The sequence below is a fragment of the Streptomyces sp. SID4985 genome, assembly GCF_009863025.1.
Taxonomy (GTDB): Bacteria; Actinomycetota; Actinomycetes; order Streptomycetales; family Streptomycetaceae; genus Streptomyces.
In genome coordinates this window covers 1-9,448 of sequence record NZ_WWIR01000602.1, presented here as the reverse complement: position 1 = coordinate 9,448, position 9,448 = coordinate 1, and the positions used below count along the sequence as shown (strand labels likewise).

Sequence of the window (9,448 nt, the reverse complement as noted above, 5' to 3'; positions counted from 1 at the left end):
CGTTCCGGGGCCAGGGTGGCGTAGCGGCGCAGCCGGGGTCCGGCCAGGGCGTCCTGGGCGCGGTCCAGTGCGGCGGTGAGCGCGGCCCGGCGTGCGGTGGCGTCGGGTCCGCCGACGGCGTCGAGCAGGTCGGCGATGGCCTCGTACACCGCCGCGACCGCCGTCCGTTCGCCCTCGAAGCGCAGGTCGGAGACGAGCGAGCCGGGGGTGGGCAGGGCGAGGCGCAGCAGGAGCAGCCAGGCCGCTCCGGCGAGGAAGGCGAGGGCACGCTGCCAGCCGCTCTCGGGGCTCGGCATCCCGGCGCCGATGGCGGCGGTGACGAGCAGTTGGGTGGCGGACGCGGAGGCCAGCGGCCCGACGGCGCTGAGCGACCCGGCGACCAGGCCGAGCAGGGCGAGCGCGAAGGTCAGCGGTACGGCGGCCAGGTGTGCGCCCGCACCGGCGCCGACGAGCAGGCCGAGGCCGCCCGCGAGCGCGGGGACGGCGAGGCTGCGGACGGAGAGACGGCGGCCGCCGGGGCGGTCGTTGATCCCGGCGAGCATCGCGCCGGTCGCGGCGAGGACGCCGTCCGCGACGTGTCCGGCCAGGACACCCGCGAGCAGCAGCGGTCCGGCGGCGAGCGCGCCTCGGGCGACCGCACTCCAGGGGACGGGCCCGCGCTGGGCGCGGAAGGCGTGGGCGAGCCAAGGCGGCAGTGACCGGACGGCGGGGCGCGACACGGGGCTCCTGTTCGTACGAGGGCGGGGGCGTGCCTTCGGACGACGGTGGCCGGGCTGGTGTCGCCCTCAACAGTACGGGGCGTTGTCGCGTACGGGCGACGGGCGCGTTTCCGGCAGGTGAAGCGGGCGTTCAGGTGCGCGTGCCGAGCAGCTCCCCGGCCTGTTCCACGGCGCGGACCAGGGCCTGCGGCTCGGGTCGCAGGGCGCTGGTGATCGCGTCCATGCCGCGCAGTCCGGCCCGCTCCAGCAGCCGTTTCTCGTTGGTCACCCACTCGCCGCGCGCCGCGAGCACGGCGTGGGCGGACTGCGCAGCGGCGACGGCGAGGGCGCCCGCGACCTCGGTGAGGCGACCGTGCGGGGCGTGGTGCGCCCTGGCGTAGCCGAGGGTGGCGCGGGCGGTGCCGGACCAGCGCGGCGGGGCGCTGCGGCGCAGGGCGTCCGGGTAGCGGGCGGGGCGCGGCAGACTGCCGCGCAGCACCTGATTGACGGCCAGCTCGGCGACGATCAGATAGGTGGGGATGCCCGCGAGGTGGAACAGCAGCGGCTCCACCCGGAACCGCCCCTCCTCCGCCTCGGCCAGCTCGTGCTCCACGACGTCCAGGTCCCGGTAGTGCACGTCCACCCGGCGTCCGTCGATCGTCAGCCAGGCCCCGCCGTTGAACACCCCGCCGCCCCAGCCGCCCACCTCGGACACCTCACCCTCCCAGCCGAGGGCGCGCAGGTCACCGGGGTCGAAGGCGCCCCGGTAATAGAGGGCGAGGTCCCAGTCGCTGTCGGCGGTGTGGGTGCCCTGCGCCCGCGATCCACCGAGGGCGACGGCGCGGACGGTGGGTAGCGCGGCGAGGCGGTCGGCGGTGGCGGAGAGGAAGTCGGCGTCGGAGGGGGTGGGCATGGGGGTCCTTGGGTGGAGGCGGACGCTACGGAGTCGGAGGCCAGGGCGACGTACGGGAGCCGGAAGCCGCAGCGACGCTACGGGAGACAACGGGCGGCCGCACCGAAATTCGGGTGCGGGCCCGCTCGTACCCGCGAATGATGCGGAGGTCGCCCGTCCTCCCGTCCTCCCGTCCCTGGAGCCGCCATGATCCGCCGCGTGACCGTCCCCGGCCTCTTCCCGCCGCCCACCTACTCCCACGCCTCCGTGGTCGAGGCGGGCACCCGGATCGCCTTCCTCGCGGGCGCGGTCCCGCTGGACGAGCACGGCGAACTGGTCGGCCCGGGCGACCCCGTCCGCCAGGCCGAACAGGTCCTCGCCAACCTGCGGGCCCAGCTCCACGCCGTGGGCAGCGACCTCGACCATGTGCTGGCCACCGATGTGTACGTGGTGAGCGACGACCCCTCGGTCCTGGCCGCCGTCTGGAAGGCGGTCGAGGCATCGGGCCTGAGCCACGGCCCCCACTCCTCCACCCTGCTCGGCATCGCGTGCCTCGGCTATCCGGGCCAGCTGGTGGAGATCACGGCGACGGCGGCGGTACCGGAGCGGTGATGACGACCCCGGTGACGCTGCGCCGGGCGGTCGCGGCGGACGCCCGCCCCACCGCCGACCTCTGGCTGCGGTCCTTCGCCGCCGCGCTGCCGACGGTCACCCGGCCCCGCTCGGACGACGAGGTGCGCGCCTATATACGCGACGTGGTCCTCCCGCTCCACGAGACCTGGTTGGCCGAGGACGCGGAGGCGGGGATCGTCGGCATGATGGCCCTGCACGGGGACCTGCTGGCCCAGCTCTATCTGGACCCCGGCTGGCGCGGGCGCGGTCTCGGGGACCGGTTCGTGGCGCTGGCCAAGGAGCGCGCCCCGGGCGGCCTCACCCTGTGGGCGTTCCAGGTGAACAAGCCCGCCCGCCGCTTCTACGAGCGCCACGGCTTCACCGCCGTCGAGTACACGGACGGCGCCGGGAACGAGGAGCGGGAGCCGGACGTGCGGTACGTCTGGCAGCCCTGACGCGAAGACCTGTCAGCGACACGAAGGCCGGTCAGCCCAGGCCGGCCGCTCGGGCCGCCGTGTTCAGGACCTCGCGGAGCATCTCCGTCGTCAGGCGCCCGGTGAAGGTGTTGCGCTGGCTGACGTGGAAGCAGCCGAAGAGGTCCAGGTCGCCGAGGGCGACGCGGGTGCCGTGGGCGAAGCGGGGACGGGGGCGGGGTACGGGCCAGCCCGCCTCGGCGAGGGCGGGAAGCGTCGCCTGCCAGCCGAAGGCGCCGAGGACGACGGCCGCCCTCAGGGTGGGGCGGAGCAGTTCGAGTTCGCCGACCAGCCAGGGGCGGCACATGTCGCGTTCGCCCGGGGTGGGCTTGTTGGCGGGCGGGGCACAGTGCACGGGCGCGGTCACCCGGACGCCGTACAGCTCCAGGCCGTCGTCCGCGCTCACCGAGGTCGGCTGCGAGGCCAGGCCCACGTCGTAGAGCGCCTGGAAGAGCACGTCCCCGGAGCGGTCGCCGGTGAACATGCGGCCGGTGCGGTTGCCGCCGTGCGCGGCCGGGGCGAGCCCGATGATCGCCAGACGGGCGTCGGCCGGTCCGAAGCCGGGCACCGGGCGCCCCCAGTACGGCTCGTCGGCGAAGGCGGCCCGTTTCGTACGGGCCACCTCCTCGCGCCACTCGACCAGGCGCGGGCAGGCCCGGCACTCGGTCAGCCGCCGGTCGAGGCGGGCGAGGGCGGCGCTGTCGTCCATACCGGCCACCGTAAGCCCCGGACTGTACCCCCGCCGGACACCGGACGCCCGGCCTCACGCCTCTCACGTGAACGCCGCTCCCAGCGCGACGAAGCCGCAGATCAGTACGAACAGCAGCGCGAGCAGCGGCCACACGAACCGCAGATAGCGGTCGTAGCCGACCTTCGCGAGCGCCACACCGCCCATGACGACGGCGGTGGTCGGCACCCACAGGTTCATCCAGCCGCTGGACGCCTGCCAGGCGGTGACGACGACCGCGCGCGAGACCCCGGCGAAGTCGGCCAGCGGGGCGAGGATCGGCATGGCGAGCGTGGCGTGCCCGGAGGTGGAGGGGATCAGGAAGGCCAGCGGCAGGTTCACCACGAACACGATCACCGCGAAGACGCTGGAGGACGTACCCCTGACCACGCCCTCGATGGAGTGCAGCACGGTGTCGGTGATCCGCGAGTTGTTCATGATCACGGTGACGCCCCGGGCCAGCACGATCACCAGCGCGGGCGCGATGAAGTCGGCGGCGCCCTGCACGATCGTCGTGCTCAGCCGCTGCTCCCCCATCCGCGCCACCAGCCCCACCAGTACGGCCGCGCACAGGAACAGCGCGGCGAGCTGCGGGAAGGACCAGTCCAGCTCGAACCCGTACGGCTTCGCGTCCGCGTCCCCGCTCAGCGCGCTCGACCAGGGCACCACCGAGAAGATCATGAACGCGAAGACCAGCACCATCGTGACCAGTACCGCCTTGTGCAGCCCGGTCAGCTCGGGCTCCGCGTCCGGCGCCTCGGTGGCATGCTCCCGGTCGCCGGGCAGGAACCCGGTGAGCGACCGCGCCGGATCACGTTGCACCCGCCGCGCGTACCGGATCACGTACGCCACCGTCACCGCCGTCAGCACCACCCACATCGCCGAGCGCAGCAGGATGCCGTCGCCGAGCGAGATGTCGGCGGCCGAGGACGCCACCCCGGTCGCGAACGGGTTCACCGTCGAGCACAGCACCCCGACCCCCGCGCCGAGGATGATCGTGCCGACGGCGACCATCCGGTCGTAGCCGAGGGCGAGCATCAGCGGCACGATCAGGCCGTAGAAGCCGAGGGTCTCCTCGGCGAAGCCCTCGACCGTGCCGAGCACCGAGAACACCACCATGATCCCGGCGATCAGCAACGCCCCGCGCTCGCGCAGCCGGTGGGCGAGCCGGGCGATGCCCCGGTCGAGCGCGCCGGTGGCGAACACGACGGTGATGAACGCCCCGATGGCGAGCACGAACAGGAACACGCCCGCCGCGCCGTACAGACTCCCGGACAGGTCGGGTCCGACCAGGCCGCTCCTGGCGTCCCGCAGTCCGTACAGCCCGTTCACCGGCGAGAGGAACAGATCGTCGAGCCGGTCCGTGAAGGACCGCCCGGCGGAGACCCGGTGGTACGTGCCCTGGACGGGGGCGCCGGAGGCGTCGCGGGCGTACTCCCCCGGCGGGATCAGGAAGGCGAGCAGCCACACCGCGACGGTGACGGCGGCGAGGACGGTCAGCGCGCTCGGAAAGGTGAACTTCCGCTCGCGCCGGGGCGGTTCCCCCGCCGTGGCCGCCGTCTCCATGCCCCCTCCTCGTCCCTCCTCACCCGCATCGATCACTTCAGCGTCGAGGGCGGCCGGGCGGGGCGCATCCGGGGTGGGCCGTGGGAGGGGCCCTGGCGGAGGACGGTACCGGGAGGCGGCTCCCTCCCAAGGGCCACCGCCCCACGGACCACCGCACCGAAAACGGGTCGGGCCGGGGCAGCGCGACGCGTTAGGGTCGGCAGCATGGCTTTGGCTGCACAGGATTCACCGGACGCGGACGACGACGTGAACCGTGACTCCGCCGCCCCCGACCCGAAGACCTCCGCCGCCGTGGCCGCGGCGAAGGCCGCCGGGCCGGCGACGGGCGAGAGCGTCCGGATCGACAGCTGGATCTGGGCCGTACGCCTGGTCAAGACGCGTTCGCTGGGCGCGACCGCCTGCCGTGGCGGCCATGTCCATGTGAACGGTGACCGGGTGAAGCCCGCCCACTCCCTGCGGGTCGGTGACGAGGTGCGGCTGCGGCACGAGGGCCGGGAGCGGGTCGTGATCGTGAAGCGGCTGATCCGCAAGCGGGTCGGCGCGCCCGTGGCCGCCGAGTGCTACGTCGACAACTCGCCGCCGCCCCCGCCCCGCGAGGCCGTGGCCCCCGCCGGTGTCCGCGACCGGGGCGCGGGCCGCCCCACCAAGCGCGACCGCCGCGAGCTGGAACGCCTGCGGGGCCTGGGATCACTGGGCGCCTCGGCAGCGGCACGCACCGCACCCGGGGAACCGGACGACACCGGCGACTCCGGCGACACCGGTCACTCCGGTCGATCGGGCCACCCCGGCGACACCGACCGACCTGGCCGACCCGGCGACACCAGCCGCACCGACCGACCTGGCCGCACCGACCGCACCGACCGCCGTGGCCGATCCAGTCGACCCGGCCGACCCGACCAACCCGGCGACTCCGGAGGCCGACGCCGAGGACGGTGACCCCGACCGCGCGCCCCGCGACCGGCCAAGCCCAGCTCAGCCCAGCCCAGCCCAGCCCAGCCCAGCCGCAGCGTCCCCTCACCTCCCCCGCACCGGCACGGGCACCGCCCTTACCCACATCCCGTCCTGCGTCAGATACCTGTCCACCTCCAGTCCCGCCTCCGCCAGCGCCTCCTCGAACTCCTCCACGCTCAGCGGACGGGCGCGGAAGGTCTGGGTCCAGACCGCGTCCGGGAACACATACTCGGCGCGGACCGCACGCACCCCCTCCCCCACCGGATCGCTCGCCACGATCCGCACCGTGAAGCCGCTCGGGTCGACCCGCTCCCTCGGTATCCGGCTGTGATAGTCCGCGCCCTCCCGCTGGAGGAGGACACAGCCCCCGTCCGCGACATGCCGGACGCAGGCGCGCAGCAGACCGCGCCGCACCTCCGGGTCACCGGTGTGCACCAGGAACGAGGCGAGCATGACCACGTCGAACCGCTCGCCCAGGTCCAGGTCCTCGATGGGGCCGCATATCGTGCGGGCCCCCCGCACGCGGGCCAGCATCTCCGCCGACTCGTCCACGGCCGTGACCGTGAAGCCCCGCTCCAGCAGGGCGTGGGTCACCCGGCCCACGCCGCTGCCCAGCTCCAGGATGTGTGCCCCGGGAGGCACCGCCGCCGCGATGACGTCCGGCTCCTCGCCGACCGGCATCCGGGAGTACAGCTCGACCGCACAGCCGTCCGGGGTGATCGCCCCCGGGCCCGTGCCCTCGTGTCCCTCACGCATTTCAACCGTCATGCCCCCACAACGCGCGGCGCTCGCACGGCCGTTCCCCTCCACCGACAGTCCACTCGTTCGAGTCAATTCACCGCCCGGCGGGAACTCTCCGCCCTTGGTGCACGGGCCCGGCGAAGAGTACGTTGCAAGGAGGAGTGGAGACGGAATGCGTACGGGCAGTGAACCGACGACCGCGCGCAGTGCGCTGCGAGCGCGGCTCTGGCTGGCCGTGTGGGGGTTCGGCTGGGCCGTCTTCGGGACCGTCGCCTTCGTCCTCGTCGGACGGCCGGGCTGGGCGGCGGCCTGCGCCGCGCTGTGGCTGGTGGTCACCATCGATCTGACGCTGGTCCTGCGGCACTTGCGGCAGGGCCCGCACTACCAGCCGGGCCGCGACGTCCCGCCGTACGAACCCGTGGACGACGAACCGCCGGACCGACCGAAGCGGCCCCGGCTGGGCCGCCCGCCGACACCGCGCCGACACCCCTGACTGGGAGCACACTGCCTGACCGGGGAACCACCCTGACCGACCGGGGCCCCGAAGCCGACCGAGCCGCCGCCCCCGTCCGCGCGCCCGCGCCCGCGCTCAGGATTCGAAGCGCGCCGCCCGCAAATACCGCGGGTTGGGGTCGAGGGCGGCCGCCAGCCGGAAGTGGCGGCGGGCCTGACCGGGCCGCCCCTGGCGCTCGTAGGTGCGGCCAAGAGCGAAGTGGGCGAAGGCGTTGTCCGGCTCGCGCTCCAGGACGATGGTGAACTCGAGCTCGGCGGGGCGCAGTTGGGCGGCGGCGAAGAAGGCACGCGCGCGCAGCAGCCGGGCGGCGGTGTTCTCGGGATGGGCGGCGATGACCTCGTCGAGCAGCTTCACCGCGCCTCTGGGATCCCGTGCGTCGAGCAGGCGCTCGGCGGCACGGAAGTCGATGACGTGCGTCTCCGGAGTACGTCCGGTCGATCCGCTGGTCTCGGGCACGGCGAAGTCCTTCCCTCACTGGGGCATTCCAACGCCTGTACGCGGAGGGCTATTCCGTCGAGCTATTCCGTCGAACCGCCCTCGCGGGAGCGGGCCGCGCGGGCCGTCAGCTCCTCCCACACCCGGTCGACGCGCTCCTTCAGCGCCTCCAGGGGTACGTCGTTGTCGACGACGATGTCCGCGATCTCCAGGCGCTGTTCGCGGCTCGCCTGGGCGGACATACGCGCGCGGGCGTCCTCCTCGGTCATCCCGCGCAGCCGGACCAGCCGGTCGAGCTGGGTCTCGGGGCTCGCGTCCACGACGATCACGAGGTCGTAGAGGGGGGCCAGGCCGTTCTCGGTGAGGAGCGGCACGTCGTGGACCACGACGGAGCCGGGTCGCGCGGCGCTCTCCAGTTCGCGGGAGCGGGCGCCCACCAGCGGGTGCACGATCGAGTTGAGAAGGGCGAGCTTCTCGGGGTCGGTGAAGACGAGGGCGCCGAGCCGGGGACGGTCCAGGGAGCCGTCCCCGGCCAGGATCTCCGGTCCGAACGCCTCGGTCACGGCGGCGAGCCCGGGGGTGCCCGGCGCCACGACCTCGCGTGCGATGCGGTCGGCGTCGATCAGTACGGCCCCGTGCTCCACGAGCAGCCGGGACACCTCGCTCTTGCCGGCGCCGATGCCACCGGTCAGACCCACTGTCAGCATGAGCGGAAGCTTAGAACCCGTCCGATCGGCACCGGACCCCGGCTCAGCCCTCGCCCTCCCGCTCGGCGAGAAACCGCTCGAACTCGCGGCCGATCTCGTCGGCGGACGGGATGTCGACCGGCTCGGCGAGCATGTTGCCCCGGGTCTCGCTGCCCGCGGCCGCGTCGTACTGGTGCTCAAGGCCCTGGACGAGCGAGGTCAGTTCCTCGTCGCCCTCACGGATCTGCCGCTCGATCTCGGTCTGCGTGCGGTGCGCCTCGGTGCGCAGGGAGTGCGCGACGCCGGGCAGGACGAGCCCGGTGGCGGCGGTGATCGCCTCCAGGACGGTCAGGGCGGCGTCCGGGTAGGTGGAGCGGGCGATGTAGTGCGGGACATGGGCGGCGACGCCGAGCGTGTCGTGGCCCGCCTCGGAGAGGCGGTACTCGATCAGCGCCTCGGCGCTGCCGGGCACCTGGGCCTCGTCGAAGGGGCTGCGGTGGCCGGGCACCAGGTCGGTGCGGTTGCCGTGCGGGGTGAGGCCGACGGGGCGGGTGTGCGGGACGCCCATGGGGATGCCGTGGAAGTTCACCGAGAGGCGGACGCCGAGCCGCTCCACGATCTGCCGTACGGCCGTCGCGAACCGCTCCCACTCCACGTCCGGTTCGGGCCCGGAGAGCAGCAGGAAGGGGGCGCCGGTGGTGTCCTGGACGAGGCGGACCTCGATCGCCGGTACCTCGTAGTCGGTCCAGTGGTCCCGCTTGAACGTCAGCAGCGGGCGACGGGCCCGGTAGTCCACGAGCCGGTCGTGGTCGAAGCGGGCGACGAGCTGGTGGGGCAGCGTGTCGAGCAGCCGCTCGACGATCTGGTCGCCGGCCTCTCCCGCGTCGATGTATCCGTCGAAGTGGTAGAGCATGACCAGCCCGGCCGATTCCTGAGCCAGCGCCATGTCCACCACGGCCAGCCCCTTCGGCTCCCACGCGTACAAACCCTGCGGATCAAGCACGATGACCGCCCCTCCTAGTGTCCATACCCCCCAACACCCACAAGACCAAAGGCATTCCCAAGATCACCAAGAGCAACTCATCAGAAGCCTGGACGTTTCAACTCCCCGAGGGGCCCCCAAGGGGCGCGGGGAACTGCGCGACAAGCCACA

The 9,448-nt window shown here is 73.6% G+C and carries 11 protein-coding genes and 1 pseudogene; 4 read left to right on the top strand and 8 right to left on the bottom strand.

Going from position 1 to position 9,448, the window contains the following annotated elements:
* Both GTW40_RS25830 and GTW40_RS25825 read right to left on the bottom strand, forming a co-directional pair.
* A pseudogene (locus tag GTW40_RS25830) lies at positions 1 to 719 on the bottom strand (FUSC family protein); the annotation flags it as partial.
* Positions 720 to 849: 130 nt separating this feature from the next.
* The gene (locus GTW40_RS25825; protein WP_161182567.1) at positions 850 to 1,611 is read right to left on the bottom strand and encodes a nucleotidyltransferase domain-containing protein; all 762 of its coding nucleotides are present in this window, start codon (positions 1,609 to 1,611) and stop codon (positions 850 to 852) included.
* A 186-nt stretch (positions 1,612 to 1,797) separates the two neighbouring features.
* On the opposite strand from GTW40_RS25825, the gene GTW40_RS25820 reads away from it, so the two are divergent.
* Both GTW40_RS25820 and GTW40_RS25815 read left to right on the top strand, forming a co-directional pair.
* A complete protein-coding gene (locus tag GTW40_RS25820) occupies positions 1,798 to 2,202 on the top strand; it encodes a RidA family protein (protein WP_161182566.1) in 405 nt (134 codons plus the stop codon).
* A complete protein-coding gene (locus GTW40_RS25815) occupies positions 2,202 to 2,657 on the top strand; it encodes a GNAT family N-acetyltransferase (protein ID WP_161182565.1) in 456 nt (151 codons plus the stop codon). Before GTW40_RS25820 ends, GTW40_RS25815 begins: the two co-directional genes overlap by 1 nt.
* A 31-nt stretch (positions 2,658 to 2,688) precedes the next feature.
* On the opposite strand, the gene GTW40_RS25810 is transcribed toward GTW40_RS25815, so the two are convergent.
* Both GTW40_RS25810 and GTW40_RS25805 read right to left on the bottom strand, forming a co-directional pair.
* Positions 2,689 to 3,384 carry a uracil-DNA glycosylase gene (locus GTW40_RS25810; protein ID WP_161182564.1) on the bottom strand — a complete coding sequence of 232 codons (696 nt, stop codon included), beginning with the start codon at positions 3,382 to 3,384 and terminating at the stop codon, positions 2,689 to 2,691.
* 63 nt (positions 3,385 to 3,447) lie between these two features.
* Entirely contained in the window at positions 3,448 to 4,968 is a 1,521-nt protein-coding gene (locus tag GTW40_RS25805) for a YfcC family protein (protein WP_161182563.1), read from the bottom strand.
* A gap of 204 nt (positions 4,969 to 5,172) precedes the next feature.
* On the opposite strand from GTW40_RS25805, the gene GTW40_RS25800 reads away from it, so the two are divergent.
* Positions 5,173 to 5,904 carry an RNA-binding S4 domain-containing protein gene (locus GTW40_RS25800; protein WP_202486430.1) on the top strand — a complete coding sequence of 244 codons (732 nt, stop codon included), beginning with the start codon at positions 5,173 to 5,175 and terminating at the stop codon, positions 5,902 to 5,904.
* Positions 5,905 to 5,982: 78 nt separating this feature from the next.
* Here the strand turns inward: GTW40_RS25800 and GTW40_RS25795 are convergent, their stop codons facing one another.
* A complete protein-coding gene (locus GTW40_RS25795; RefSeq protein ID WP_161182562.1) occupies positions 5,983 to 6,675 on the bottom strand; it encodes a class I SAM-dependent methyltransferase in 693 nt (230 codons plus the stop codon).
* Positions 6,676 to 6,832: 157 nt separating this feature from the next.
* Between GTW40_RS25795 and GTW40_RS25790 the strand changes: the two genes are divergently transcribed.
* Positions 6,833 to 7,153 carry a DUF6343 family protein gene (locus tag GTW40_RS25790; protein WP_161182561.1) on the top strand — a complete coding sequence of 107 codons (321 nt, stop codon included), beginning with the start codon at positions 6,833 to 6,835 and terminating at the stop codon, positions 7,151 to 7,153.
* Positions 7,154 to 7,249: 96 nt separating this feature from the next.
* Here the strand turns inward: GTW40_RS25790 and GTW40_RS25785 are convergent, their stop codons facing one another.
* From GTW40_RS25785 to GTW40_RS25775, 3 genes are all read right to left on the bottom strand, one after another.
* On the bottom strand, positions 7,250 to 7,630 hold the full coding sequence (locus GTW40_RS25785; RefSeq protein ID WP_161182560.1) for a tetratricopeptide repeat protein: 381 nt from the start codon (positions 7,628 to 7,630) through the stop codon (positions 7,250 to 7,252).
* 62 nt (positions 7,631 to 7,692) lie between these two features.
* The gene (coaE, locus tag GTW40_RS25780) at positions 7,693 to 8,316 is read right to left on the bottom strand and encodes a dephospho-CoA kinase (RefSeq protein WP_161182559.1); all 624 of its coding nucleotides are present in this window, start codon (positions 8,314 to 8,316) and stop codon (positions 7,693 to 7,695) included.
* Positions 8,317 to 8,359: 43 nt separating this feature from the next.
* Entirely contained in the window at positions 8,360 to 9,298 is a 939-nt protein-coding gene (locus tag GTW40_RS25775) for a PAC2 family protein (protein WP_161182558.1), read from the bottom strand.
* Positions 9,299 to 9,448: the final 150 nt, after the last annotated feature.